The organism is Chroococcidiopsis sp. SAG 2025, from assembly GCF_032860985.1.
In the GTDB taxonomy this organism is placed as follows: domain Bacteria; phylum Cyanobacteriota; class Cyanobacteriia; order Cyanobacteriales; family Chroococcidiopsidaceae; genus Chroococcidiopsis.
In genome coordinates this window covers 2,056,973-2,083,724 of sequence record NZ_JAOCNC010000001.1, presented here as the reverse complement: position 1 = coordinate 2,083,724, position 26,752 = coordinate 2,056,973, and the positions used below count along the sequence as shown (strand labels likewise).

The following is a 26,752-nucleotide window of genomic DNA, read 5'->3' as shown; positions in this document are numbered from 1 at the left end:
TAAGCGCGTTCAAATTCAAACTGACATGAATCAATTTCAACCTCCTGGCTTTGGAAAACAGGCGATCGCCACCTCTTTAGGAGCAATGACTTACTACACCCAGGTAGCCGCACCTTGGCTATCCTCATCCAGCCATGAATTACCTCGCCTAGTCTTTCTACACTGCTTTGGTGGCGGTGCTTCAGCTTACGAATGGTCTAAAGTTTACCCTGCATTTGCCAGCGAATACCAGATTCTTGCAGCCGACTTAATTGGTTGGGGCGAATCAGCACATCCCGTGCGAGAATATCAAATTGCCGACTATCTCACTACAATCGCTGAATTTATTCAAGCTTGCCATCCTCCCATCAGGGTAGTTGCCTCTTCTTTAACAGCAGCATTAGTAATTCGCCTTGCCGTTCAGCGTCCCGAATTGTTTCAATCTCTCTTACTCATCTGTCCCTCTGGGTTTGACGACTTCGGCGAAGGTGCGGGACGCAGACTACCGCTACAGTTAATTAGTACGCCCTTACTCGATCGCCTAATTTATGCCATAGGTGCAGAAAACGAAGTCTCTGTGCGTAACTTTCTCCAACAATTTCTCTTTGCCAAACCAGAACGAGTCACGCCAGAAATGGTAGCAGCCTATCTCGCTTCTGCTCAAAAACCCAACGCCGAATACGCTGCCCTTGCTTTTCTCAAGGCTAATCTCTATTTTGACTTGGCTTTGTACGTACCGCAGCTAATCGTACCCACAGCGATCTTATGGGGAGAGCAAGCACAATTTACCAAAATAGGCTTAGGACGACGCTTAGCAAAGCTGAATCCGCGCTCGATTATTGCATTTGAGGCGATCGCCCATGCTGGTGTTTTACCACATTTAGAAACCCCTGAAATCGCGATCGGCTTGTTACAGAAGTATTTGTAGGAGTGAGGAGCGAGGAGCGAGGGGAAGAAAACAGCAGAGGAGCAACAACCGTCAGCCGTCAGCCGTCAACTACCAACTACTAACTACCACATGCAATATTTATTTACAGAGTCAACAAAATATTATAGAGATATGCCTATTTATAAAATTGCTTCTCCCCAATTAGGGAAAAACAGGAAAAGAGGCTTGCTAAAGTCAACAGCCAGACAAAGGAGAGTCAGCAGCTTGTGCTTGAAAGGTTGAAACAGGATCTAAAAAATGACCTGATTGCAGGATTATTGGTCGTCATTCCCTTAGCTACGACAATCTGGCTGACGATCGCCGTTGCTAGTTGGACGATCGAATTTCTGACGCGGATTCCCAAACAACTGAATCCGTTGGATGAAATGAATCCCTTCCTGGTGAATCTCATCAACTTAGCAGTAGGTCTAACAGTACCGCTGCTGTGCATTTTAGCGATCGGCTTAATGGCACGCAATATCGCCGGACGCTGGCTGCTCGATGTCGGAGAACAATTATTACAAGCCATTCCCTTAGCTGGAGCAGTTTACAAAACCTTAAAACAATTGCTCGAAACCCTGCTTAAAGATTCTAATGGGAAGTTTCGGCGCGTTATTCTAATAGAGTATCCTCGGCGGGGTATATGGGCGATCGCCTTTGTCACTGGGATTATGAGTCATGAAATTCAATCTCACATGAATCGCCCGATGCTGAGCGTATTTATTCCCACAACCCCCAACCCAACCACCGGATGGTATGCCATTGTTCCAGCAGACGAAGCGATCGACCTATCCATGTCCGTTGAAGATGCTTTTAAAGTCATTATCTCTGGTGGTATTGTTTCTCCCAATGCGCCCCTACCCCCACTTTTGCTAGATCGCCAAGGACAAGCGATTAATCAGTGAACAGTTATCAGTTATCAGTGAAAGCGTGGCTAGTGACTAGAAAAGTCACCAGCCACTAGCCACCAGCCACTAGCCACGCACCACGCACCACGCACCACGCACCACGCACCACCCCCTTATGAAAGCACGAAGTATTGCTCGCGAATTGGCTCTGCTTAGTTTAAGCCAACTGCCTAATTCCTCAGAAAAATTGGAAGCGCAACAACTATCTAATTTGTTAGTTGCAGCCGTCAGAACTTTGACAACGGAAGTAGAAGATGCTCTAGAGACGGCTTCTGGAGAAGTTCAGCGGGCAAACGATCGCCTCTTGACGAGCGAAACCCGTGCTAACGATGTCCAAACAGCTAGAGCTATGTTGCAGGATGGGATTCAATTAACTCAAAGTGCAATTAATCGCCTTGCTACAGCCATGCAACTACCAGAGACGATCCAATCAGCCACGGCAGCAGAACCAAATTTTGATGTCCGCCGTTACGCGCTAACACTTGTGAATACAGTCAATCAAAACCGAGCTGAAATTGATGAAATTTTAGAACAGGCTTTAGTAGACTGGCAATTAAATCGACTGGCGCGGATCGATCGGGATATCCTGCGGATTGCAGTAGCCGAAATTGAGTTTTTAGGTTTTCAAGATCGGGTTAGTGTCGCGATCGATGAAGCAGTAGAACTCGCAAAGCGGTACAGTGGAGACGAAGGATACAAATTTATCAACGGCGTTTTGCGCCGCGTCACCGATCGCTTGAAACAAAAAGCAGTCGGAAGTCGGAAGTCGGAAGTCAGAAGTCAACAGTGACTGCTCCCTGCTCCCTGCTCCCTGTTCCCTGTTCCCTGTTCCCTGATAACTGACAATGCCTTTTAACTGGTTCCGCCGCAAACACGATGAATCTTCTACTCCACAAGAGGAGCAACCTGCTACTCCAGCACCGGAGCAACCAGCAGACGTATCCCAGGAACAACCGACTCAAGATGCAGCAGTAGATTATCTCAGCTTTGCTAAAGCAGCCTATAAAAGTATTCAAGAAAGGCAGCAGCAAGCTCCAGAAAAGAGAACTGAGGGAGAGAAGGAAGCTGAGGGAGCTGAGGGAGCTGCTGAGTTAGCGGAATCCGAAGCAGAAGCTTTAGACGCACAAGTAGAGCAACTTGTCAAGTCAGAGGAACCAGTTACGGCAGAAACAGCCACGCTAGCAGAACCGATCGCGACTGAGGAAATAGCCACAACAGAAGCATCAGCGATTGCAGAGGAAACTACTACAGCAGAAACACCAATAGAAGCAACTGCACCAGAAGCCGCTGTACCAGAGGAAATTGCAGTAGAGGAAACTGCGGCAGAGGACACAACACCAGAGGAAACAGCGAGCGTACCTTTTTGGGCAAGAGCAGAAGCAGAGCGTCAGGCAAGGCTGGAGAGGCTAAAGGCAACTGCGATCGAGGAACCAGAACCAGAAGTATTACAGCCAGTGACGGCGACAGAAGTTACTACACCTACAGCCGATACTGACTTAGCTCCTGACTTTGCTTTTGATGAAGGGTTTTTGTGGTCGGCGGAGGTTCTGGCGGCGCAAGGACGGCGACCGGAAGATATTTCGCTGGAAGAGATTACTTGGTTGAAAAAGCTGCGGCAGGGTTTAGGCAAAACGCGCCGTAACATTGTCAACCAGTTAAAATCAATTGTCGGTCAAGGTCCGCTGAACCAAGCAGCAGTGATGGAAATTGAAGCTCTGCTGCTGCAAGCAGATGTTGGAGTGGAAGCGACGGATTACATCATCGAAGCCTTGCAAAATCAGATCAAGCAAGCAGCCTTACCCCCAGATGCCGCGATCGCTTATCTGAAAAAGATTCTCCGAGATATGCTCGATCGCCCCTTGCAAAATCGCAGCCCTGTTTTTGTTCCAGAAAAAGATAAACTCAATATTTGGTTAATTACTGGAGTCAATGGGGCAGGTAAGACCACAACTATCGGTAAACTCGCCCATATCGCGCAAAAATCCGGCTATAACTGCTTAATTGGGGCAGCAGATACCTTCCGCGCCGCTGCCGTGGAACAAGTGAAGGTATGGGGCGCAAGGAGCAATGTCGAAGTGATTGCCAATCCTGGTAAAAATACCGATCCAGCCGCAGTGGTATTTGATGCGATCGCTGCCGCACAAGCACGCAACACAGAATTACTACTCGTCGATACGGCTGGAAGACTGCAAAACAAGAAAAACTTGATGGACGAACTGAGTAAAATTCGCCGCATCGTCGATAAAAAAGCCTCCGATGCCCGTGTAGAATCTTTACTCGTCCTCGATGCTACCCTGGGACAAAACGGCTTGCGACAAGCAGAAGTGTTTGCTCAAGCCGCTCAGCTCAGCGGTGTAGTCTTAACCAAACTTGATGGCACGGCTAAGGGTGGCGTGGCTCTAGCAGTCGTGCAGCAACTCAATCTCCCAATTCGCTTCATCGGCGCTGGCGAAGGCATTGAAGATCTGCGTCCTTTTTCTAGCTACGAATTTGTAGAAGCACTGATCGGAACGTAATAGGGGCTAGGGGAAGAAAGAGAAAACTAAGGGACAAGGGGGACAAGGGGGACAAGGAAGAATTCACCTGTTCATTCCCTACTCCCTACTACGCGGCTCCGATGGCGAGGGAACCTCGCCCTCTGCCCGCTTCCCTACTCCCTGCTCCCTCTAAATTCAGTAATACTTCGACAGCAATTGTATTGAATTTTAAGTTAAGATATCTCAACTTAACCTATTGCTCCTGCCTATGCGTAAAAGCCAATAAATTGCAGCAACTAACTTAGTTTTAGTAAAATCCAAAATTAAAATTAAAATTTTTTCAGCAACTTTGTTGTCAAAGAATCTATACTAACAGGAGCAAAAGGGGGTAAAACACACTTTTTTTAGTGTACCTGTAGGTATATCCTTCAAAAGACATTGCTAAACTACTTAGCTATTGGTTCTATGACTCTTACTGCCTAACTTGATGGCTCACGACTACTCTCTAACATAATAAAACTAAACCCGTGTCTGTGCCTCAACCGCCCTTCCAACCAACCGATCGAACTAGCAGCGCCGCTACTGATGTTAACCCAGTTGTAGCGCTCAAAGAACTAGTGGCGCGCCTGTATCGGGAACAGAATAAGGTACAAGATTTGCTAAGTTCCTTGGGATTTGCCCTCAGGAGCTTCAATAATTTGAATCAGTTTCTCGAACTAATTCCGTTAATAGCAACACGGGTAACGGATGCTGACGGTGGGGTATTGTTCCTCTACAAATCTAACGGTCAGGTGAGCTTGGAAAAGCTACATTGCCAAGATATACACCAACGCAAACAAATCCGTAAAGCTTTAGAAACAGCCACGAGCGCCGTCACCACTGCACTTGCAACAGCCCAAATCGTTCCTGCTACGGCAACTTTAGATGCTCAAGTCAGCCATCACTTAGGATCGCAAATACAGTTATTTGGTACGACAATTTTGGTCAAGCAGGCAGAACGAGGAAGATTATACGTCTTTAGCAGCGATCCCGAATATACTTGGACGGAAACCAGACAGAAGTTAGTCCGACTTGTTGCCGACCAAACAGCAGTAGCAATTGAAAATGACGAACTAAAAGTAGAACTACGCAAGAAAGAGCGTCTAGACCGCGAGTTAGAAATTGGAGCAGAAATTCAATTACGACTTTTACCTCGCCAATGTCCTAACGTCCCTGGGGTATCTCTAGCGGCGAGATGTCAGCCAGCCAACCGCGTTGGCGGAGATTACTACGACTTCATTCCGATCGAACGCAACTTGAGTCAAGCAGACGGCAAAAGTAGCAACCCCGATAGTTGCTGGGGCTTAGTAATTGGTGATGTGATGGGCAAAGGGGTTCCAGCCGGACTCATCATGACTATGACGCGGGGAATGTTGCGCGCTGAGGCATTAAACGAACACTCTCCGTCTCGAATTTTGCAGCATTTAAATCGGGTCATGTATACCGATTTAGAAAATTCTCATCGTTTTGTCACTTTGTTCTATTCAGAATACAGTCCGCAGACGCGCACGCTAACTTATAGCAATGCAGCCCATCATCCGCCCTTATTATGGCAAGCAGCTACAAAAACAGTGAAGCGCTTAGATACTTTAGAGGGCATGTTGATCGGGCTTGAAGCTCATAGCAATTACGAAGATGCTCAAGTTCAGTTAGAACCAGGAGACACAATTATTTACTATACAGACGGGTTTACTGATGCTGCTAATCAAAGAGGCGATCGCTTTGACGAAGAAAGGCTAGAACGCGAATTTAAATTTGCTTGTCGCCACTGTCAAGACCCCCAAGCAATTCTCGAATATCTTTTCGCTCAAGTTCACAAATTCATCAGTGGCGCAACTAACCAAAATAAAGACGATATGACATTAGTAGTCATGCGAATCAACTAGTGGGTCATTTGGTATGAGTGTTGCCATTATTTTTGGCAATAGTTGTCCGCCGAAGAGGACGATGCGTACAGGCACCAGAACCACCAAGAGAGTGAAATCTTTGACGCGCTCTGTCTCGACGTTGCGCTCGTAATCCTGCCCAGACAAACGGCGTTGGTTGTTGGTTCCATCCAAAAGCAGTTGCTTCCAACCACTCAATAATTTGATAGGCTGTTTGCGGATGATGCCCCTCTAGAGCTCGGCGTTTGAGAATTCGTTGAATCGACTCAGCCATATTCAGCCAGCTACCGCCAAGAGGTGTGTAGAGCGGCATGATGCCATGAGCACACAGCCACAATACCAACTGGGGAGTTTTATGTCCGACCAAGTTATCCATCACTAGCAACATTCGCAGTGGCGGTAAGTCGTGTGGGAGTGTAAAGCGTACTTTCAACCCCTGCTGCCAACTTTTCCATAACCGTTGATTTTCTTCAGGCTTGAGTAATCGAGCTGGAGTTGGCAGTGATTGTACAACACTAGCTAATTCTTGCTTGAGCCATTCGTGCAACACAGCATTGGTACAACTGGTAACACCCTTAACTCGTACTTGCCCAGTAGCGGGATGGAATAGCGTTAACAGCTTGGCTGTGCCATTACGGATATATTCATGTTCTTGCCGTGTCGGTTTACCTACTGGCTGCCAATTGCTACCAGGGTAAGGAGCAGTGCCAAATGGTCCCGCCTCGTCTTCGCACCACACACTCAAGCCTAGCTTCTGTCCCTGAGTGTAAGCGCGTTCTATCAGTTTTTTTTTGCCACGGTATCTGGGTCAGTTACTACTACTAGCTTGCCTTTGCGTATGCGCTTCACCTGTCCAGTTTTTAACCAACTGCGGCTCTTTTGCCAGCTATAGCCCGCCTCTTTGAGTACCTGCCAAATTGTATAAGTACTGATTTGGGTTAAGCCATCAGGAGCCTGACGCAAAGCCCGTTGAAGTGTAGCTACTGACCAGGTTGCCGTGCCCTCTTTCTGCCGCTCTGGTTGACGCTGAAATTCGGACAGGATGCGTTGTTTTTCTGGTTCGCTGTATTGCACTACTGCCCCACCGCCATGTCGAGGCTGTAAGGCAGCTAAGCCTTCAACATTGAAGCGACTGACCCACTTGCTGACCGTATCACCACAGCGTAATCCTACTAACTGCGCTGCACTCGTGTAATCAGCCCCAAGAGCCACGGCTAGAATCGCTTTGGCCCGCATGACACTAGCAGATGATTGGGATTGAGAACGGCTCAGTTTTTTCAAGTCGGTTTGTTCTTCATCACTTAACGGTCGCAAAGGTGCTTTTTTTTGCCGTGTCATCACAACCTGAAAAACTATGTATCTTCACTTTAATTGACCATCCTTTTTATGGCAACACTCATACCAAATGACTCACTAGTAGTTGGTAGTCGCTCAGCAAAGTCGTCAGTCGTCAGTAGAGAATTAACTGCTCCCTACTCCCTGCTCCCTGCTCCCTACTCCCTGATAACTGAACACTGGTCACTACCAATTCTATGTGTTACGACAGTCATGAACTTATGCTGCCTTTAGAAGGCAAATACTCAGCTAGGAGATTGACTCGTTATGGTTGTCGGTTCAGTTCTTCCACTCACTACTTGGTTTTCCCACTACACTCAAGTTTTGAGTTCTATGTCTCAAATACTTTGGCACTTGCCTTGGCATAGTACGCTAGCTCAAAGTATCAAAGATCCAGATCTGCTAGGTCAATGGCAGAAAGCTTTCGATCACTTTATCCAAACAGGGCAAGTATGGGCTTTACTAATCGGGATTTTTATTGGCTTTTTAGTTAAAAGCATGACTAGCTTTGGTTAACAGTTAGCAGTTATCAGTTATCAGTCACAACTAAGCTTTCTGTAAAGAACAAAAACCTGATTTTTACTGATAACCTCGATTACTGACACAGTGTAAAAGTGTAAAAATGTTACATGTAACGTCTTTACACTGGTCACTGGTCACTGGTCACTGGTCACTGGTCACTGTTAACTGGTCTTAGTTACTAGCTGCTGTATCCTCATCTTCCTCAGCCTGTGGTTGAGGTTGATTTCTACGATTCTGCATCCGACCCGTAGTTGCACGTTTACGAAACTTACGGGCATATGCCTGATTCCGTAGCGCCTTTTCTTTTTTTTGGTTACGGCGCTTAGCCATGTTCACCTCATTATTTGTAGACAACAAAACACCACCCCTAGAGTTCCTAGAGGCGATTGGACTCACCGACATCAGCGGTATTTTCCCAGCTTAGCGGATTAATGTCATAAGTATAAACCAATCGGACTGTAGTAGTCAGCTAATTCCAACTTAGCACGCGCGATCGCTAACGGCGTTTGCAGTACGCAGAAGCGATGCCACCATTTGCATTAAGAAACATTAATGAATCTCAATAGTTACTCTCGGGAAAAAGCTATAGCTAAATACAGCTCTGGGCATAGTTTTGAGTTGTAGATCGATAAATGATAAGATGAATTTAAACTATATTAAGAGATTATCAAAAGCTGGGATAGACTATCTGTCTGGGGTTTTACCGAATTTTTCAGCATAGGAAAATTTATAAATTTTAACTAACGGTTAAATAGTGATTTTTTCTAGTTTTAAGGCGATCGCCCAACCTCTACGCCGCTGGTGGCGATTTATTCAAACTGTCATCGGCATCATATTTCGTCATCCCGTCCCAGGCACGAGTATCATTCCCATCTTGCCTGATGGTCGGATCGTTTTGATTCGCCGTCGTGATAATGGGCTGTGGTCGCTACCAGGAGGGATGGTAGATTGGGGTGAAGATGTGGCTACGGCAGTCAAACGAGAATTAGCTGAGGAAACGGGGCTGGATTTAGTCAAAATTCGGCGACTGGTAGGAGTTTATTCCACACCCGATCGCGATCCGCGCATCCATTCGATTTGTATTGTAGTTGAGGCAGATGTCACAGGCAGGATGAAAGTCCGCGATCCATTAGAAGTGATGGAAGTTCGTGCATTTCCTCCTGGTGCTTTACCTCCCGGTCAACTTGCTCACGACCACAGCCAACAATTACAGGACTATTTTGCCGGGTTGACGACTTTAGCCTAACTCACGAAACTTTTACCTCGACTTGAGACTTGAGATATTCTGTATTGACTCCCGACTCTCGCACGAGGGCAATTTTACCTGTACGGGCGACCTCTCGCAGTCCAAACTTTTGTAATAACTGCACGAGCGCGACAATTTTACCAGGGTCGCCGACAACTTCTAGGGTAAGGGAGTCTTCAGCCACATCGACCACTCTAGCGCGAAAGATCTGAGCAATTTCAATCACTTCCGAGCGATTAGAGCTAGTAGCATTCACTTTAATCAACATCAATTCCCGTTCGACACAAGGAACTTCGGTGATATCTTGGACTTTGAGAACGTGGACGAGTTTATATAGCTGCTTGGTCAGCTGTTCGATAACGCGATCGTCCCCAGGGACTACCATTGTAATTCGAGAGATTCCGTTTTGCTCGGCTTGACCGACAGCAAGGCTTTCAATGTTAAAGCCACGACGGGCAAATAAACCTGCAATGCGGGTTAGTACCCCCGCTTCATCTTCCACTAGAACTGAAAGGGTATGTTTCATTTTTAATGGTTGATGGTTGATGGTTGATGGTAAACGCTGGCGCTACACTGCGTGAAGATGGTTGATGGTTGATAGTTGCTACTCACTGCTCTCTACTTTCTGTCCGATCGCTAAAATCAATCTGTTCAGCCTTATATTCTATCTCGATCTATCTCGTCTTTTGCTCTCAACGGATGTTTTCTAGCTGAAAAAAATACATGTGTTGTCGCAGGAGTTAAGCACTGGAAGCTAGAGATCTCGATCTCCCTCGCCTCCCTCGAAAAGGGGAAATTCAAAGTCCCCTTCAACAGAAGGTTAGGGAATTGCCAAGTAGATAGTGATGCTTATGGCGCGATTTTAGGTTAAAAATTAGCGAAAAAAATTAAATTTAACTTAATTAAACTTCAATTCGCAGATTTACTCTTAAGATTATCAACTTGTGGCTATATCTTCTTTCAGATAGGTGTGGCGATCGCTACGCAAACTTACACTGAGAGCAGTTAATTACTGAAGGAGAAAAATCTATGGGTTGGTTACAAAGACTGTTTGGCATGAACAAACCGCAAAATGCTCAAGTTAATCCTACGCCACAGGCTGCTGCTGCCACTGAATCAGTTCCTCCCGAGCGTCTAGGATTGAATGGAGAATACGATCAGAGTGGTTTAGCTAAGCGTGTTGCTTTGGCATTTGATGAAGACCAAAGCTTAACTGACGTTGATACTCTCTACGTGGCTCAAACGGGCAGTACCGTGGTTTTAAAAGGCAAGGTTCCCAGCCAAGATATTTTGCAAAAAATGGTTTCTGTTGCCAGAAACGTTCAAGGCGCAACTGACGTAACTACCGATCAAGTCAGTATCGGATAAAAACTGATGGCTAATTGTTAATGGTTAATGGCGATACAAACAATTAACCATTAACAACTAATTATTAACTTTGTATAGAGCAAGATCGGGACGGGCAAGGAAAGAGTCGATCCAGTCCAAGACCGCTTGGTTGACTTCTTCAGGGCACTCATCATGAGCGAAATGTCCTGCATTCTCTAAAATTAGAAGTTGCACGTTAGGATTGTAAGCAGCAAACTTGGGGGCGAAAGCGGGTGGAATCATGCGGTCTTGCTGTCCCCAAATCAGTAGGATGGGAATGTTTAGATTTGGTAAGATGCTTTTGACTGAAGGATCGAATTGAGAATCCAACATAGCTTTTAGCGTGGCATAGAAAGCTTGTGCCGAACCTCGGTCTTGAGCTGGTCCTAACAAAATATCTACTAATTCATCAGTTACGGCTTCAGAATTAGCATATGCAATGCCTGCCCAACGCTTTACCACTTGGGGGCGGCGGACAATGCGAAAAATGGATTTAATTAATAAGGGTGAGGTGAAGAGATTTTCGAGCGCGGCGATCGCGGGACGTAAAATCTTAGGTATGGCTTCCTGTCGGATAGATAGATCGGGAAGACTGAGCATCACAATACCCTGCACCATATCAGGATGCATAGCTGCCGCTCTCAGCGACACTAGCGAACCGATAGAATTACCAACTAAGACGACTGGATGCTGAATAAACGTGCGCCAGAAATCGTAAACTTGTTCTACCCACAGTTCTACCTTATAGCTCACTGGAGCTTTTTCCGACGCACCAAAGCCCAACATATCCACCGCGTAAACTGTGTGCTGTTCCCCTAGCACGGCTAAGTTTTGTCGCCAATGACCGATTGACGTGCCAAAGCCATGCAGTAAAATTATCGGTGTCGTCTGAGGCTGGGGTTGTTCTGGGCGAATAAAAGTGTAGCGAATCTGCCAGCCACGCCAAATCCAGTCTCTTTGACTGCCAACCCGTTGCTGCCAGTGTAATAAGGTATCCACGCTTGTTTTGGTCAAGTTGAATAAAGTTATAAAATCTCTAAATTATTTTAACAATTGAGATGTTTTGATGGGAGGCGATCGCATTTATCCTGAGGAGTTAAGACGATCTTAACAAATGGATGGCGATCGGAGTTCGCAAATAGAGGAATTTCCCTACCCCTAACTAGCAGAAAAAAGTGCTATCGTGAATTTCAAGTACCAAGAAAGCCTGCTGTTTGCTATGGATTGAAGACCCTAATTTTCCGTTCCCGAAAGCCGATTGGTTGGTGTGAAGGTATACATAGTTGTCTTAGTCTAATAGTTGCTCAAGCTGGATTCATCCCAGTTATCTAACAAACAGTTGCTAATAATCCTATATGCCTGTGATTGAAAAAAGAAGACCCACAAAAGATTTACCCCAAATTAACGAACGCATTCGCTTCCCTAAGATTCGAGTCATCGATACTGATGGCAGTCAGATGGGAATTTTAACTCCCTACGAAGCACTGCAAATTGCTGAGGAAAAAGAATTAGACCTGGTTCTGCTCAGCGATAAAGCTGACCCGCCTGTGTGCCGAATTATGGACTACGGCAAGTATAAGTTCGAGCAGGAGAAGAAGGCGCGGGAAGCTCGGAAGAAGCAGCATACGGCTGACGTGAAAGAAGTAAAGATGCGCTACAAGATTGAGGAACATGACTATCGAGTGCGCGTCAATCAAGCCGAACGCTTCTTGAAAGATGGCGATAAGGTGAAAGCAACTGTGATGTTCCGAGGTCGGGAAATTCAACACAGCGATTTGGCAGAAACCTTACTCAAGCGGATGGCGACGGATCTGCAAGAGGTGGGAGAGCTACAACAAGCGCCGAAGAAGGAAGGGCGCAATATGATGATGTTGATCTCTCCTAAGAAGTAGATCCCCCCAACCCCCCTTTTTAAGGGGGGCTTTTGATTTGCGATCGCGCGTTAGGATGCTAGACTTGCGTGCGATCGCAGTTCTGTTTTTATATGGGGGCGCAGGCGCAAGATAGAGATTATGGACTTATTGCGGTAGTTTCAGTAGATCGATAAGTTTACTTGGTCAAGGGTAAAAAAACGGCTCGAACCACTGGAAAATGGTGTTCCACCGCATGGCATAAGAATTCCAGCATCGTTTTAAGGGGAAATAAATGCTGATAAACCAGACGTGGGCCGAAACGGCTGCGACTAACAAAATGCCAGCGCAAATAGACCCACAAATTGACTAACACAAATGCCAATGCCACGAATAATAGACGCACAACCGGATTTTTGGTAGTGGTACGAATCCGGCAAAGATTCTTGCTTCGGTAACTGGTTTCAATGCCAAAGCGAGAGCGATAATTATGATGCAATGTAGACAGGGCAAGTTTGATGCCGTGGACGGCATAAACCAAATACTGAATCCCTCGTCGTCCCCGCTGCCCCCGTTGGTAGCGACAGACCACGCCCATGTTGCACTCGACTGCTCCATAGGAGCCACTCAACCTGTAGGTCGTGAAGTAGCTCTTGCGCCCTTTCAGCAGCTGCCGAGTGCCACCTTTTTTGCCCCGAATGATGGCAGGCATGATAAACGGGAGGTTGAGCGCTTTGAGCCAGCGAATTACTGGAACACAGAAAAATCCTCGGTCGAGATACAGACGTTTGATTCCCAGTCGCAGGGGCGAAAGGGCTGCTAGCAGATACGTCAAGGTTGCCACTAACGTTTCTTGTCGATGCACTGCATGAACTGCCAACGTAACACGCTTGTTTCGAGCAATCACATAAACAGTTGCGTAGGCGAAGAACGAGGTAGTGCCCAATTTGGCTTGAGAACGATAGATGTAAGGTTGCTCGGCTGGAGTTGGATTGCCGTAGTATGGAATCAAATGTAAGTCGATCGCCAGGCGTTGCTTGCCTCTGGCAATGCGGGGTGGTACTCGGCTTTGTAATGCCTGATTCAGTTGCGCTTCCAGACCCTGCATCTCATCCAACTTGTCCAGATGATAACGCATCGTGTTTCCGGTCGGCACTCCCGTCAGTTGTTGGGTTGTGTGTTCGATGCTGTCCTGCTTGCTTGCCGCTCGAATCAAGACTTGAAATATTGTTTGCGGGTTGCAATCTCCTTGAGTCGGAATTGTCAAATGCTCCAGCAGACAATCCAATGCTGCATTCAAGGTAGCTTCATCAGTCAGCGCCGGGGCAGCAGATAATGGGGATGGGGATGACAGGGTCATGGCTCAACTTTGATCAATGCTTGCCTGACTCTACCCCTTTCTTGGAGAATTTTCGATCTACTGAGTTTGTGGGATAGATGTAGTCGGGTTGAAAGAACCGAGTAGGAAAACGTGCCTATCTGCGTGAATTACCAAAAACTTTCCATCCATGACCCACGCGCTTGTAACTTTGGAGTCATATCGCAATTCATCGTCATTAAAAATTATTTTGTTTAGCTCTACTAAGACTGCAGTGGATGTGGATCTAACAACTGCTAGCTTCCAGGTAAAGTAACGCTTTGTCCATCTCCAGCCGTGAGAGCTACCACAGGGAAAAGCAAAATAATAACTTATAATTGGTAGGCTAAAGCCAATGGTACTACACTCGATTCTCAACCCCTCTTTTGAAGGAGATGCATAGTAAATACTTACATTGTTTTGCTGCTCTGTATAGCCAGGACTCAGATGTGTTAAGGGCTTAAATTCGTCTAAATTCACTTCATTCATGGGTTTCCAGTGGGTTTGTTACGTTTCTAGTTCAAGTACAAAAGCATTTTTGGAATCGGGAAAAAAGACTTTCTCGTCTGGAATGAATAACAGGCTGTTAGCCGTGTCTACCCAATGAGGAGAGCGAATTGAAGCGTATTTAATTTCTCCTAGCTGGGCGAGATTAAATATTTTGACTAGCCGCCTTCCCCGAGTTACAAATAATGGACTAACCCAACGAAACTGGTAGTATGTAACCAACGAAATAAGCAGCCACCCAAAAAGATCAAGTACGCGAAAGCTTCGCCAAATTAAAAAAGCTCCAAACAAGAGAAATATAAAACTATAAATTCTAAACGGCATATTTTAAACAACTCTTAGAAATCGTTATATATTTTGTTATTTCAGACACGCTCGATAATCTGATTTAGTAGAAAAACGTAAAATGTCACTGTACTAGGACAAATCTACTCAATCCGTACCTTCCGCGATCGCTTTTTACTGGCTAAACCTGAAAGTATTCCCTGTGGTGCGCCAAGAAAGAGGAAGTTGCAAGGGTGAAACAAAATCAAAAAATTCGCGGCATCGATCCTGAATTGTTGGGATTGATATATGGCTTTGTGGGCGTATTCGGCTTTAGCCTGACATTACCAGCAACTCGCGCCGCCGTCACCGATTTCGACCCTAATTTTGTTGGTTTAGGCAGGGCGATTGTCGCAGCATTTTTGGCAATGTTGGTTTTACGAACAACTCGTCAACCCTTACCCAAGCGCCGTTACTGGAAAAGTATAGCGATTGTCGCTGCCGGAGTCGTTTTAGGATTTCCCCTACTCTCAGCTTGGGCAATGCAACAGCTACCAGCTGCCCACGGCGGAGTTGTTCTAGGACTGATGCCTTTAGCAACGGCATTAGCAGGTGCATGGCGATTAGGAGAACGCCCCAGTTTCGGTTTCTGGATTGCCAGTATTGCTGGTAGTGTAACCGTCGTCCTATTTGCCATCATTTCGGGTGCAGGACAAATGCACTGGGCAGATTTGGTTTTACTTGGCGCGGGTTTAGCTGCGGCTGTAGGTTATGCCGAAGGGGGACGATTAGCAAAAGATTTAGGCGGCTGGCAAGTGATTTGTTGGGCATTAGTGTTTACAGCACCAATGTTAGTCATACCAACCGCGATCGCAGTTTATCAACATGGATTAACCGCTTCCCCTGCTGCTTGGATGGGATTTGCTTATGTCAGTATCATCAGTCAATTGCTTGCCTTTTTCCCTTGGTATCGCGGACTGGCTTTAGGTGGTGTCGCCAGAGTCGGACAAGTTCAACTTTTGCAGCCATTTTTGACAATTTTCGCCTCAGCTTTCTTACTCGGTGAGACAATTACTCCTATTACTTTGGCAGCTGCAACTATAGTAGTGATGACGGTGGCATTAGGTAGGAAGTCAAAAGTCAAAAGTTAAAAGTCAAAAGCACATTAGTACTTATAAACTCATACTAACTACCTATTACCAACTACCAATTATCCACCATGCAAGTCCAAGCGATCGCCCAATTCGGCGAACCAAGCGTCTTCCAAACTATAGAACTACCCAAACCAGAAGTTATTCCTGGTCATGTTTTGATTCGAGTTGCAGCTACCAGCGTCAATCCAGTTGATTTTAAACTGCGACGGGGAGCCATGCCCGCGATCGCGCCTGAATTTCCTGCCGTGTTGCATGGAGATGTCGCAGGGATAGTTGAAGCAGTGGGGGAAGGAGTCACCACTTTTAAACCTGGGGATGAAGTTTACGGCTGTGCGGGCGGATTTAAAGGTATGGGTGGTGCTTTGGCAGAATATATGTTAGCCGATGCCGATTTACTGGCATTAAAGCCGAAATCTCTTTCAATGAAAGAATCTGCTGCCCTTCCTTTGGTAGCAATTACAGCCTGGGAAAGTTTAATTTATCGCGCCAAAATCCAGCCAGGGCAAAAAGTACTAGTTCATGCTGCAACTGGAGGAGTCGGTCATATTGGCATCCAACTGGCAAAATGGGCGGGGGCAAAAGTCTATACTACAGTTTCTAATGAGGAGAAAAAGGCGATCGCCCGCGATTTGGGAGCAGATGTTGCCATCAATTATCGTCAGCAAACCGTAGAAGAATACGTAGCAGAACACACTTCAGGCAAAGGTTTTGACGTAGTTTTCGATACAGTTGGTAAAGACAACCTCGATCGCTCTTTCGCTGCGGCAGCAATGCACGGTACAGTAGTTTCCATCTCTACCCGTTCTACCCACGACCTCAGCCCCCTCCATGCCAACGGACTCACTTTACACGTCGTTTTCATGCTTCTACGTATGTTATACGGCACTCAACGAGCCGAACATGGCAAAGTCCTCTTCAACGTCGCCAAACTCGTAGACCAAGGCATAATCCGCCCCTTACTCGATCCCAAATCCTTCCGCTTCTCCGAAGTCGCAGAAGCCCACAGTTATGCCGAATCCGGTCAAGCCGTCGGGAAAATTGTGTTGGAAGTGTAAGTTTTTAATCCGCAAACCCCACCACAACTTTATTTTCCACAATCAAATCTGGTAGTCCTTCCAGCTTTTCTGCGCCTGAGGGTGGGGCTGCTTCCTTTGGGACAAAAATCGTCAGTCCATCTGGAATGCATTTGACATCGATAGGTGTCTCACCAATGATTTCGCCATCTAAAACAACTTTTTGGGGCGGATCGGTGCGAATTTTGACTCGTTCGGCGCGTAAATATCCTACGTCATCTCGTTCGGCTGCATTCTCGTTTAAAGCTGTAGAGAGTAAGTGAAAAGAAGCTGCGATCGCCCCTGCACGAGTTGTAGAAGAAACTACGGTAACATCTAATAGTCCGTCATCAAATACTACTCCGTCTGGACCTTGAGCTAAGACCGAGGTAGGTGGTGCGGCGTTGGCTACGGTAATTGCAGCAGCCGTGACGTTGATAATTCTGTCTTCTGTCTCAATTTCTGCTGTAAAGCTTTCCAATTCGCGCAACTGTTGCAGTCCAGCCATGACATAAGCTAGCATTCCAAATCGCTTTTTCGCCTGACGATCTGCTTTTTCTACCGTTTCTGCCTCAAACCCAATGCCAGCTAATAATACCATCGGGCGATCGTTGCACATTGCGGCATCAACTTTGCGCGTTACTCCCCCTAAAATCATCTGACAAGCAGCTTCTATTGTGTCTGGTAGTTCCAAAGCTGCGGCGAAGGCGTTAGCCGTACCGCGAGAAATGACACCCAAGGGAATATCCGTTTCTACTACAGCACTAGCCGCCGCCGAAAGAGTCCCGTCACCGCCAGATGCAATAAGAACTTTTGCCCCATCTGCGATCGCTTCTCTGGCGATTTCATCTGCATCCATTTCTGCTGTTGTCATCCGAATATCTAGGTCAAACTCCGGTTCTAGTAACTCTCTAATTTGCGCTAAATCTTGTTCGGGGTTACTTTGACCTGCAACAGGGTTAAATACTAGGCAAGCTGTCTTTCGGGTCATAAAATCTTCCGATTCGGCACTCAGATAGTTGCGTTTTCTTTTAAACTAGCAGCTGAAACACGCATTTTGTCACTATATCCTAGGTTACAATTAATTTATGACAGACCCCTTAATGTATCAAGAAGACCATTTTGTTGTTCTAGAACCGAACCAGCCGGAACAATTTCTTACATCTGCCGAATTGTTAGAAAAACTTAAAGGTGTTTTGAGTCAAAGGCAACAAAATTTACCTCCAGAGTTGCAAAAGTTCAACTCTATCGAAGCTCAAGCGAAATATTTAATCGATACGAGTTGCGATTTAGATTTAGAACCAGGGCAGTTTTTGCAGTGGTACGCCGTGCGGTTGGAAAAGTAGCGATCGCAGTTGTAGAGGTAGGGGTGCGATCGCGCTTACGGAAAATAGCGATAGACTTCTCTACGGTGTAGAACGCGAGCAAAAATAATTGTTTCTCCATCAAATATGAAGCCTATACGATAGTCACCTATCCTAATTCGATAAGTGTTTTCATATCCCTTTAACTTTTTCAAATTCCTAATTTCTGCAAGACTTGAGAGATTTGGTATTTCCTCAAATACAATTGCTCGGATAGTTGCATAAAAAGGCGTACTTTTAATTACTTTGAGATCTTTAATAAAGCTAGATTGATATTGTGTTTTCACTCTTTATCAAGTTCAGCAAGTGCATCATGTAAACTTAGTGGTGTTTCATCTTTGACTTCCATCATGGCAAGAGCCAACCCTTCATCTTCAATTGCTTCTAAAAGTCGTTGATAATCACAGAAATCTATGACTACTTGAGATATTTTACCTTCAGCATCGGTAATTAGTTCTTTAGCAAATGGATATTCTTCAGCTTTCATCTGGGGTTTTGGCTTTTACTTACATGATGTATAGTGTAACGCGATCGCGGTTATCGAGAGGAGAGTGCGATCGCTCTTAAGGAAAATAGCGATAGATTTCGGATTTTAAGAGTCAAGTATGCCTTTACCGCCTAGAAGGGATGCTGCACAAAACCGATCGATAAATTCTGGTGTCAATTTTGAAGTATTTTTAAGAGCAAACCAATCATCCATCTCTTTTTGCATCTCACGTTTTGTTAAATAATGACTTTCTATAATGTCACAGTGTTCCTCTAAACTTTTACTCTCCCAACGGTCGTCTCCAGCAATTTCTTCCTCTCGTTCCATCTGGTAATTAAGGGCATACCATAAAACACTATGTCCGTTAAGAACTACCTGCTTTAGATGACCTATATTTCCTGTCAAAGCAAGTTCCAGAGTTGAGGATATTACGTAAGGAGCAGTATTTTCTTCCGTGGTGCATAGTTCGTTCTCTTCAATGTCAGTAGTTATTTTTTGACAAGAAATTAGCAAATTTTGTAACTTATCTCGGTCAAAACTTCCTCTTGCTGGTTCTAACTATATAAAATCTAAAGTCTTTCTAAGAATTGGAAAAGTTTGGTGATTGAAGTTATCTTCAAAATCAATGCTTACATACAAGGGTAAAATTCTTTCACAGATAGAAGCACAAAATAAGATTTGGTGAGAAAGACTCAGTTCTCCCAATGTAAAGACAAAACTATATTTTTGAAAATTTATTTTCACAGATGGAGATCGATAATTGCTTTACGGGGAATCGGGACTAAATCTAAACCATCGATTATTTACGTTCTTTTTCTTCATCTATATACAATTGATTTTAAAACTAATTCAAAACTAAATAGTAAAAATATAAGGTGGGCAATGCCCACCCTATTATTATGACTTACTAGCAGCTATAGGCATTCCTAAAATGTCCTCAATTCGAGGCATTTCTTCTAGGGGAATTACCCTTCCTTCATCCGCAAAACCTGCAATTTGGTCGAAGTTTAAATATCGATACAAATCGCCTGCAAAAGGATGAATTTTATGCGCCACAATGTCCATGTATTCCTGTACGGAAGGCAAACGACCGAGTAACGCACAAACAGCAGCTAATTCTGCTGAACCAAGGTAAACTTGAGCATCTTTACCCATGCGATTATTGAAGTTTCGCGTAGAGGTAGAAAACACAGTCACGCCATCTTCAACTCGCGCCTGATTCCCCATACATAAACTGCAACCAGGCATTTCTGTTCTCGCGCCAGCTGCACCAAATACACCGTAAACCCCCTCTTCTTTGAGTTGCTTTTCATCCATACGGGTAGGCGGACAAATCCACAAACGGGTTTTCACAGCGCCAGCACCTTCTAATACTTTCGCCGTTGCCCGATAATGACCGATATTGGTCATACAAGAACCAACAAAAACTTCCTGTACCGGATCGTTTTCTACTTCCGATAACAACTTCACGTGATCAGGATCGTTGGGTGCAGCAACAATTGGTTCCTTGATTTCGTTCAAATCAATTTCGATAACTTCCGCATACTCCGCATCAGCATCGCCTTCCATCAAGACGGGATTTGCTAACCATTCTTCCATCTTGGCAACACGACGCATGATAGTTTTAGCATCTTGATATCCCCGCGCTACCATATTTTTCATCAGCGCGATGTTGGAACGCAAATATTCGGAAACAGTTTCGATACTCAACTTGATGGTACAACCCGCGCAGGATCTTTCTGCTGTCGCATCGGTGAGTTCAAAAGCTTGTTCGACTTTTAAATCTGGCAAGCCTTCGATTTCCATAATCCGTCCAGAAAAGATGTTTTTCTTATTCTGTTTGGCTACCGTCAACAATCCTTTTTGAATCGCAACATAGGGAATTGCATTGACAATATCCCGCAGCGTTATTCCAGGTTGCAACTCACCTTTGAATCTTACTAACACAGATTCTGGCATATCCAAAGGCATGACACCTAAAGCCGCCGCAAACGCTACCAATCCAGAACCAGCAGGAAAGGAAATTCCCAAAGGAAAGCGGGTGTGAGAATCGCCACCAGTCCCCACAGTATCGGGTAACAGCATCCGGTTCAGCCAAGAGTGAATGATACCATCCCCAGGACGCAAGGCAACGCCAGCGCGAGAAGACATGAAATCGGGGAGTTCGTGGTGAACTTTCACATCAACTGGTTTGGGATAAGCTGCCGTGTGACAGAAACTTTGCATTACCAAGTCAGCACTGAAACCCAAACATGCAAGTTCTTTCAACTCGTCGCGGGTCATGGGTCCCGTGGTATCCTGAGAACCAACAGTAGTCATGATCGGTTCGCAGTAAGTCCCAGGACGCACACCAGGCAAACCGCAGGCTTTACCCACCATCTTCTGTGCTAGCGTATAGCCTTTACCCGTATCGGCTGGTTGTCTGGGACGAGTAAAGATAGGACTCGGTTCTAATCCCAATGCCGTGCGAGTTTTATCGGTAAGGGTACGTCCAATGAGCAAAGGGATGCGTCCGCCTGCACGCACTTCATCTAAAATAGTGTCGGGTTTGAGCGTGAAGGTAGAGATAACTTCGCCTGCTTCGTTGGTAATTTCCCCTTTATAAGGATGAATAGTAGTTACCATACCCGTTTCCATCTGGGTGACATCGCACTGAATTGGCAATGCACCCGCATCCTCAGCAGTATTGAAGAAAATCGGCGCGATCGCACTTCCTAAAATATACCCCCCTGCCCGCTTGTTGGGAATGCAGGGAATATCTTGACCGATATGCCACAACACCGAGTTAATCGCCGACTTACGAGAAGAACCCGTACCGACAACATCGCCAACGTAAGCTACAGGATGTCCTTTTTGCTTTAACTGGGCAATTGTTTCTAAGCTACCAGGTTGCCGCGATTCCAACATCACCAAGGCGTGAAGGGGAATATCAGGGCGAGTGGTAGCATGGGGGGCAGGAGATAAATCGTCCGTGTTCGTCTCCCCAGGCACTTTAAACACAGTTACGGTAATAGCTTCAGGTAAAGTCGGGCGAGAAGTGAACCATTCAGCATTTGCCCAAGAATCAACTACCTGCTTAGCGTAAGGATTGCCTTCACTTGACAAATCCAGAACATCGTGGTAGGACTCATAGACTAGAGCGATCTTACTCAAAGCCTTGGCAGCAGCAGCAGCCAAAGTCGCCTCAGCACTGAGTAAATCGATCAGAGATCGCACGTTATAACCGCCTACCATTGTCCCCAATAAAGCGATCGCATCAGTAGGGGAAACAAGGGGACTCGTCACGTTACCCTTAGCCACAGCCGTTAAAAACCCAGCCTTCACATAAGCCGCCGGATCGACACCAGGAGGAATGCGATCGCGCAACAGGTGCAGCAATGTCTCCTCTTCCCCAGCGGGTGGATGTTTCAGCAATTCGCACAAATCCGATGTCTGTTCCGCATCCAATGGTAACGGCGGAATACCTAGCGCCCCGCGTTCTGCCACTTGCTGCCGATATTGTTCCAGCATTCTCTACCTCTTTAAGATCTCCAGTATTTTTACTCCTACTTCCAGCTTAGTGCTAGCAAGAGACAGTTATCAGTTATCAGTTAACAGTTATCACTGAAGAGTCGGGAGTCGTAGGGGCGGGTTTTTTGAGGATACCTGATACTAGAACGAATAATTCTGCGATTAACCCGCCCGTACGGGAGTCGGGAGTATTTCACGCACTACCTTCTTACCAATGACGAATGACAAATGACGAATGACAAATGACCATTCGTTAGAAACCCGATCGGACAAGATAAAATAACTGGTGAGCAATTTACAATAGCTGATGTTGCGTTCGAGCTTGCGATCGCCCTAACTTTAACATATGTCTCAAACTTACACGGTTCAAATTCACCACCAAGGCGAAACTCACACGATCCAAGTCCCAGAAGACAAAATCATTTTACGGGCTGCTACTGCTGCTGGGCTGGATTTGCCGAGTTCTTGTAATGCAGGGGTGTGTACCACCTGCGCTGGAAAAATTCTAGAGGGAACTGTCGATCAAAGTGATGGAATGGGAGTGAGTCCCGAACTTCAGCAACAAGGGTATGTCTTGCTATGTGTTGCCCGTCCCCGTTCCGATTTGAAGATTGAAACGGAAAAAGAAGACGAGTTATACGATTTGCAGTTTGGAAAACCGTAGAAAAGTCAAAAGTCAAAAGTTAAAAGTCAAAACTATAGTTCTGACTTTTCCGACTCCCCCTCCCTACTCCCATGACAACTCAATTCGTTACTCTAGAAATCGATTTTCAAGAAACGCTAGCCCAACTACTGCAAGCAATTGAGACAGAATTACGCTTGTCTGGAGAACCCTTACGGTGGGCAATTACTAGCGTAGATCTCGCCCGTCAAAAAGCTATTGTCGAAGCAGTTGTGGTCAGTTAACAGTTGTCAGTTATCAGTTATCAGGGAGATAATACAATTCAAATTACAACCACAGGCTACTCAATTTTGACTTTTGACTTGTGTAAGGGCGGGTTTACCAAAACAGTTATTTGTTCTGTTACTGGGATCTTCTAAAAACCCGCCCCTACGAATTGTTCACGGTTGTCAGGGCGGGTTTTGGATCGCAATCTTTGTGAATTGGTAAGGATTCTAGCTAAACCCGCCCCTACGAATTGTTCACGGTTGTCAGGGCGGGTTTTGGATAATCATCTTCGTTAATTGGTAAGGATTCTAGCTAAACCCGCCCCTACAAACCCTACGAATTTTTGACTTTTAACTTTTGACTTTTGACTTTTGACTTTATATGAATCGTCCCTACACAGCCCTCTTAATCGTCCCTACTGGCATTGGGGCAGCTATTGGTGGTTATGCTGGTGATGCGATGCCCGTTGCTAGGACACTCGCTTCGGTATGCGATCGCCTTATTACTCACCCTAATGTTCTCAATGGCGCACAATTATATTGGTCTTTACCTAATGCTTTCTATGTTGAAGGCTACGGTCTTGACAAATTCGCAGCGGGATGCTGGGGCTTACATCCCGTACATCAAAATCGCATAGGTTTAATTCTTGACAAAGGAATAGAAGCAGATCTACGATTGCGACATCTCCAAGCTGCGGATGCGGCTAGGGCAACTTTGGGGTTAAATTTAACCGACTATGTTATTACTGATGCACCCTTGAATGTGGAATTGCGGACTGCTGCTTCTGGGGCGAGTTGGGGAACAATTGGCAATCCCGATAGCTTGTTACGGGCGGCAGAAGTATTGATAAGTAAAGCTGGGGCAGAAGCGATCGCAGTGGTTGCCCGTTTCCCTGATGATATTGGTAGCGAGGCGTTGCAAAACTATCGCCACGGGCAGGGAGTCGATCCGCTAGCGGGTGCGGAAGCGATTATCAGCCATTTAATTGTCAAAACTTTTCAAATTCCCTGCGCCCATTCTCCCGCGTTATCACCTTTACCCCTCGATCCCGATTTGTCTCCCCGTTCGGCGGCGGAAGAATTGGGATATACATTTTTGCCTAGCGTTTTAGTTGGGTTAAGTCGCGCCCCTCAATTTGTGGTTAATTCTGTAGAGACGTTACATGTAACATCTCTACAGGATATTTGGGCGCATCAGGTGGATGCTGCGATCATCCCCGCCACGGCTTGCGGTAGTAGCGCCGTCCTCAGTTTGAGTCAATCCCAAACACAAATTATTACTGTGGCAGAAAATCAAACCACCATGCAAGTGCCACCTGCACCTCTGGGAATTAAAGCGATCGCAGTAAACTCTTATTTGGAGGCAATTGGTGTTATAGCTGCCCACAAAGCAGGTGTTAACCCAACTACCCTCAGTGGGGCGATCGCAAATTTACATTGCTTATCTACCACAGATTACTAGCCGTAGCCCTATACTATCACTAACCCCTAACCGCCCCGCCATTTCCGTGAGTCAGCAGCAAGATCCGAGTATTCAACCTTTGTCACGCACCCAAATTCTCATGTTGATGGGTGTGACTGCTGTAGTCTTTTTACTCATTGCAAAACTCTGGTTAAGATTTGGCTCAGTGACCCTCTTAAGTGTTAGTTGGGATGCTATATCGATACTTACAGGCATTGGTCTAGGGCTGATTATTACTTCTGCTAGCTTTGTAGTTTATCGATTGTGGCCCGCATATCGTCGTAGTTCGGATTTCTATCTAGAATTTGTACTCAAGCCATTGTTACTACCAGACATTATCTGGGTAGGATTATTACCAGGGCTGAGTGAAGAATTATTATTTCGGGGTGTCATGCTACCAGCACTTGGCTTGAATGCTACTGGTATTGCCCTATCAAGTCTGTGCTTCGGTGCTTTACATCTGAGTGGGTCTGAACAATGGTCTTATGTTGTTTGGGCAACTATAGTAGGTGCATTGCTAGGATTCAGTGCTGTAGTCACGCATAATTTGTTAGTCCCAATTGTGGCGCATACATTCACGAATTTGATTTCTAGTTATCTCTGGAAGGTAGGACAATCTAATTCGTAAATAGGAGCGTACAGTTGTGCTTTCCCTCCATTTTACCTCAAAAAACGACTTTACGACAGTAAAAAGCCTCTGCGTATTTTTCTGGCGCATTCGATTCAATTCCGCGGATTCTTAAAATTGATAAAAAGGTTTCTTCGGTAAACCACTGCTTTTCTATTTGAGACTGAAAACTACTGAGAATTAAGTGGGTTTTATGCTGGCAAATTGTTGGCTCTAAATGAACAAAGAAATTAGGTATACCGAGATCGCCATCATACTTGGGAATTTCGTATTCTAAAATTAGATGATTTCTGAAGGTATTCCAAGTTAAATCGGAAATTAATCGATGATCTTGATGTATGTCGTTACGGTAATGAGTCAAAATCAGATCGGGCTGGAATTCTTGTTTTAAGCTCTCAAAAAGTTCTTTAACTTCAATCGCGATGAAAGGCAAAAATCCATCTCGGAAATTTGCGATCGCAATCTTTTTTATTTCCGCACCTTTCAAAAATTGTTTAGCACTCTCATAAGCCTCTTTTTCCCTTTGCGAATTTGAGCTAAATATCACCCAATAAAATGCAAGGTTCTGATATTTTTCTATCAGTTTTAAAATCGTACCTCCACACCCAATTTCAATATCATCGCAGTGCGCTCCCAAACACAGGATATTATAATGCGAATCGCTTTTCTCCTCAAAGTTGAATTTAAGCATTCAGTCTATCTCCCAATCTGATATGCTAGATTGAATGTTTTCGATTCATTTGTTTCCCAGCAATATTCTGACTGAGTGGATTTCCATACATGCCAAGGTGCTTTCCCTTGGCAATACAAATCGTCTAACTGCTGCTGTTCTTTGAAGGTATCCATGCACGCCCAAAAACCATCATATTTATATGCCGTTAGCTGATTCAACTTCATCAATCTTTGAAATGGCTCGCAAACTAACTCCTCACCTTCATTAATGTATTGATAAATCTCTCGTTTAAAAAGAAAATATCCTCCATTAATCCGAATTCCTGCTTCTTTCACATCTTTAATATCGTTGACTAAACCATCTTCTGTAGTAGAAACAAGGTGAAAGCTATGAGAAGGCTTGACACACAAAAAACAAGCTACCCTACTTTTTGATAAAAATCATCAATGAATCTTGGTAGATTCAGATCGGTCAACCCATCGCTATAATTTGCTAAAAATACCTCTTCACCTTCCAGATACTTTTCTACCGCTTTAAACCTTTGCCCAATACTAGAATGCAAGCCTGTATCGACAAAAGTTATTTTCCAATCTTCGATATCGCTATTGGATAGTTGAATAGTTTTTCCACCATTCAATAATGTAAAGTCGTTAGATAAACATTCATTGTAATGTAAAAAATAGTTCTTTATAGCATCAGCTTTGTAGCCAAGGCACAAAATAAAATCTTTATGCCCGTAGTAGGCATAATACTTCATAATATGCCATAAAATCGGTCGGTAGCCAATATGAACCATTGGTTTAGGTAAATTTGCAGCAGCTTCTCTCAATCGCGTTCCTAAACCACCGCAAAATAAAACAACTTTCAT

At 45.1% G+C, this 26,752-nt stretch carries 30 protein-coding genes and 1 pseudogene; 16 read left to right on the top strand and 15 right to left on the bottom strand.

What is annotated here, in order from left to right; genetic code table 11:
* The first annotated feature begins 25 nt into the window (after positions 1–25).
* From N4J56_RS10025 to N4J56_RS10005, 5 genes are all read left to right on the top strand, one after another.
* Positions 26–907: an alpha/beta hydrolase gene (locus N4J56_RS10025; protein WP_317106324.1), complete on the top strand. Its 882-nt coding sequence runs from the start codon at positions 26–28 to the stop codon at positions 905–907.
* A gap of 227 nt (positions 908–1,134) precedes the next feature.
* On the top strand, positions 1,135–1,812 hold the full coding sequence (locus tag N4J56_RS10020) for a DUF502 domain-containing protein (protein ID WP_410500314.1): 678 nt from the start codon (positions 1,135–1,137) through the stop codon (positions 1,810–1,812).
* Between the two features lie 118 nt (positions 1,813–1,930).
* Complete coding sequence (gene nusB / locus N4J56_RS10015) at positions 1,931–2,605, top strand: transcription antitermination factor NusB (RefSeq protein ID WP_317106322.1); 675 nt, start codon at positions 1,931–1,933, stop codon at positions 2,603–2,605.
* A gap of 55 nt (positions 2,606–2,660) precedes the next feature.
* Positions 2,661–4,331, top strand: coding sequence for a signal recognition particle-docking protein FtsY (gene ftsY / locus N4J56_RS10010; RefSeq protein ID WP_317106321.1), 1,671 nt, complete (start codon positions 2,661–2,663; stop codon positions 4,329–4,331).
* Positions 4,332–4,819: 488 nt separating this feature from the next.
* Positions 4,820–6,217, top strand: coding sequence for a PP2C family protein-serine/threonine phosphatase (locus tag N4J56_RS10005; protein ID WP_317106320.1), 1,398 nt, complete (start codon positions 4,820–4,822; stop codon positions 6,215–6,217).
* A gap of 4 nt (positions 6,218–6,221) precedes the next feature.
* On the opposite strand, the gene N4J56_RS10000 is transcribed toward N4J56_RS10005, so the two are convergent.
* Together N4J56_RS10000 and N4J56_RS09995 are read right to left on the bottom strand one after the other, a co-directional pair.
* Entirely contained in the window at positions 6,222–6,956 is a 735-nt protein-coding gene (locus tag N4J56_RS10000; RefSeq protein WP_317105834.1) for a transposase, read from the bottom strand.
* 41 nt (positions 6,957–6,997) lie between these two features.
* A complete protein-coding gene (locus N4J56_RS09995; RefSeq protein ID WP_317105833.1) occupies positions 6,998–7,555 on the bottom strand; it encodes a helix-turn-helix domain-containing protein in 558 nt (185 codons plus the stop codon).
* A gap of 330 nt (positions 7,556–7,885) precedes the next feature.
* Here N4J56_RS09995 and N4J56_RS09990 point away from each other — a divergent pair, with 330 nt between their 5' ends.
* Positions 7,886–8,068, top strand: coding sequence for a hypothetical protein (locus N4J56_RS09990; RefSeq protein WP_041463045.1), 183 nt, complete (start codon positions 7,886–7,888; stop codon positions 8,066–8,068).
* A gap of 177 nt (positions 8,069–8,245) precedes the next feature.
* Here N4J56_RS09990 and N4J56_RS09985 read toward each other — a convergent pair whose 3' ends face one another.
* Positions 8,246–8,404: a hypothetical protein gene (locus N4J56_RS09985; protein WP_165587649.1), complete on the bottom strand. Its 159-nt coding sequence runs from the start codon at positions 8,402–8,404 to the stop codon at positions 8,246–8,248.
* Between the two features lie 424 nt (positions 8,405–8,828).
* Here N4J56_RS09985 and N4J56_RS09980 point away from each other — a divergent pair, with 424 nt between their 5' ends.
* A complete protein-coding gene (locus tag N4J56_RS09980) occupies positions 8,829–9,320 on the top strand; it encodes an NUDIX hydrolase (RefSeq protein ID WP_317106319.1) in 492 nt (163 codons plus the stop codon).
* A 1-nt stretch (position 9,321) separates the two neighbouring features.
* On the opposite strand, the gene ilvN is transcribed toward N4J56_RS09980, so the two are convergent.
* The gene (ilvN, locus tag N4J56_RS09975) at positions 9,322–9,846 is read right to left on the bottom strand and encodes an acetolactate synthase small subunit (protein ID WP_317106318.1); all 525 of its coding nucleotides are present in this window, start codon (positions 9,844–9,846) and stop codon (positions 9,322–9,324) included.
* Between the two features lie 503 nt (positions 9,847–10,349).
* Here ilvN and N4J56_RS09970 point away from each other — a divergent pair.
* A complete protein-coding gene (locus N4J56_RS09970; RefSeq protein WP_106548121.1) occupies positions 10,350–10,688 on the top strand; it encodes a phospholipid-binding protein in 339 nt (112 codons plus the stop codon).
* Positions 10,689–10,745: 57 nt separating this feature from the next.
* On the opposite strand, the gene N4J56_RS09965 is transcribed toward N4J56_RS09970, so the two are convergent.
* A complete protein-coding gene (locus tag N4J56_RS09965; RefSeq protein WP_317106317.1) occupies positions 10,746–11,687 on the bottom strand; it encodes an alpha/beta fold hydrolase in 942 nt (313 codons plus the stop codon).
* A gap of 356 nt (positions 11,688–12,043) precedes the next feature.
* Here N4J56_RS09965 and infC point away from each other — a divergent pair, with 356 nt between their 5' ends.
* Entirely contained in the window at positions 12,044–12,580 is a 537-nt protein-coding gene (gene infC / locus N4J56_RS09960; protein ID WP_015154368.1) for a translation initiation factor IF-3, read from the top strand.
* A 157-nt stretch (positions 12,581–12,737) separates the two neighbouring features.
* Here infC and N4J56_RS09955 read toward each other — a convergent pair whose 3' ends face one another.
* Together N4J56_RS09955 and N4J56_RS09950 are read right to left on the bottom strand one after the other, a co-directional pair.
* On the bottom strand, positions 12,738–13,898 hold the full coding sequence (locus N4J56_RS09955) for an ISH3 family transposase (protein WP_317106316.1): 1,161 nt from the start codon (positions 13,896–13,898) through the stop codon (positions 12,738–12,740).
* Positions 13,899–13,955: 57 nt separating this feature from the next.
* Positions 13,956–14,384: a hypothetical protein gene (locus tag N4J56_RS09950; protein ID WP_317106315.1), complete on the bottom strand. Its 429-nt coding sequence runs from the start codon at positions 14,382–14,384 to the stop codon at positions 13,956–13,958.
* A gap of 536 nt (positions 14,385–14,920) precedes the next feature.
* Between N4J56_RS09950 and N4J56_RS09945 the strand changes: the two genes are divergently transcribed.
* Entirely contained in the window at positions 14,921–15,817 is an 897-nt protein-coding gene (locus N4J56_RS09945; RefSeq protein WP_317106314.1) for a DMT family transporter, read from the top strand.
* Positions 15,818–15,885: 68 nt separating this feature from the next.
* Positions 15,886–16,875 carry a zinc-dependent alcohol dehydrogenase family protein gene (locus N4J56_RS09940; RefSeq protein WP_317106313.1) on the top strand — a complete coding sequence of 330 codons (990 nt, stop codon included), beginning with the start codon at positions 15,886–15,888 and terminating at the stop codon, positions 16,873–16,875.
* A gap of 4 nt (positions 16,876–16,879) precedes the next feature.
* Here N4J56_RS09940 and N4J56_RS09935 read toward each other — a convergent pair whose 3' ends face one another.
* The gene (locus N4J56_RS09935) at positions 16,880–17,863 is read right to left on the bottom strand and encodes a YegS/Rv2252/BmrU family lipid kinase (RefSeq protein WP_317106312.1); all 984 of its coding nucleotides are present in this window, start codon (positions 17,861–17,863) and stop codon (positions 16,880–16,882) included.
* 97 nt (positions 17,864–17,960) lie between these two features.
* Between N4J56_RS09935 and N4J56_RS09930 the strand changes: the two genes are divergently transcribed.
* Positions 17,961–18,218, top strand: a complete 258-nt coding sequence (locus N4J56_RS09930; RefSeq protein WP_317106311.1) for a chlororespiratory reduction protein 7 — start codon at positions 17,961–17,963, stop codon at positions 18,216–18,218.
* Positions 18,219–18,253: 35 nt separating this feature from the next.
* Here the strand turns inward: N4J56_RS09930 and N4J56_RS09925 are convergent, their stop codons facing one another.
* From N4J56_RS09925 to N4J56_RS09905, 5 genes are all read right to left on the bottom strand, one after another.
* The gene (locus N4J56_RS09925) at positions 18,254–18,523 is read right to left on the bottom strand and encodes a type II toxin-antitoxin system RelE/ParE family toxin (protein WP_317106310.1); all 270 of its coding nucleotides are present in this window, start codon (positions 18,521–18,523) and stop codon (positions 18,254–18,256) included.
* Entirely contained in the window at positions 18,520–18,723 is a 204-nt protein-coding gene (locus N4J56_RS09920; RefSeq protein ID WP_317106308.1) for a hypothetical protein, read from the bottom strand. Before N4J56_RS09920 ends, N4J56_RS09925 begins: the two co-directional genes overlap by 4 nt.
* 105 nt (positions 18,724–18,828) lie before the next feature.
* A complete protein-coding gene (locus tag N4J56_RS09915) occupies positions 18,829–19,236 on the bottom strand; it encodes a hypothetical protein (RefSeq protein WP_317106307.1) in 408 nt (135 codons plus the stop codon).
* 384 nt (positions 19,237–19,620) lie between these two features.
* Positions 19,621–22,233 (bottom strand): bifunctional aconitate hydratase 2/2-methylisocitrate dehydratase, encoded by a 2,613-nt coding sequence (acnB, locus tag N4J56_RS09910; RefSeq protein WP_317106306.1) that lies wholly within the window; start codon positions 22,231–22,233, stop codon positions 19,621–19,623.
* 162 nt (positions 22,234–22,395) lie between these two features.
* Positions 22,396–22,527 carry a hypothetical protein gene (locus tag N4J56_RS09905; RefSeq protein WP_317106305.1) on the bottom strand — a complete coding sequence of 44 codons (132 nt, stop codon included), beginning with the start codon at positions 22,525–22,527 and terminating at the stop codon, positions 22,396–22,398.
* A gap of 52 nt (positions 22,528–22,579) precedes the next feature.
* Here N4J56_RS09905 and N4J56_RS09900 point away from each other — a divergent pair, with 52 nt between their 5' ends.
* The 4 genes from N4J56_RS09900 (at position 22,580) to N4J56_RS09885 (ending at position 25,211) form a co-directional block, all read left to right on the top strand.
* On the top strand, positions 22,580–22,897 hold the full coding sequence (locus tag N4J56_RS09900) for a 2Fe-2S iron-sulfur cluster-binding protein (RefSeq protein ID WP_106546173.1): 318 nt from the start codon (positions 22,580–22,582) through the stop codon (positions 22,895–22,897).
* Positions 22,898–22,968: 71 nt separating this feature from the next.
* Positions 22,969–23,139 carry a hypothetical protein gene (locus tag N4J56_RS09895; RefSeq protein WP_317106304.1) on the top strand — a complete coding sequence of 57 codons (171 nt, stop codon included), beginning with the start codon at positions 22,969–22,971 and terminating at the stop codon, positions 23,137–23,139.
* 364 nt (positions 23,140–23,503) lie between these two features.
* Positions 23,504–24,583 (top strand): DUF3326 domain-containing protein, encoded by a 1,080-nt coding sequence (locus N4J56_RS09890; protein WP_317106303.1) that lies wholly within the window; start codon positions 23,504–23,506, stop codon positions 24,581–24,583.
* Positions 24,584–24,623: 40 nt separating this feature from the next.
* A complete protein-coding gene (locus N4J56_RS09885) occupies positions 24,624–25,211 on the top strand; it encodes a CPBP family intramembrane glutamic endopeptidase (protein WP_410500462.1) in 588 nt (195 codons plus the stop codon).
* 37 nt (positions 25,212–25,248) lie between these two features.
* On the opposite strand, the gene N4J56_RS09880 is transcribed toward N4J56_RS09885, so the two are convergent.
* Positions 25,249–25,902 carry a PIG-L deacetylase family protein gene (locus tag N4J56_RS09880; RefSeq protein ID WP_317106300.1) on the bottom strand — a complete coding sequence of 218 codons (654 nt, stop codon included), beginning with the start codon at positions 25,900–25,902 and terminating at the stop codon, positions 25,249–25,251.
* 5 nt (positions 25,903–25,907) lie between these two features.
* A pseudogene (locus N4J56_RS40900) lies at positions 25,908–26,752 on the bottom strand (sugar phosphate nucleotidyltransferase).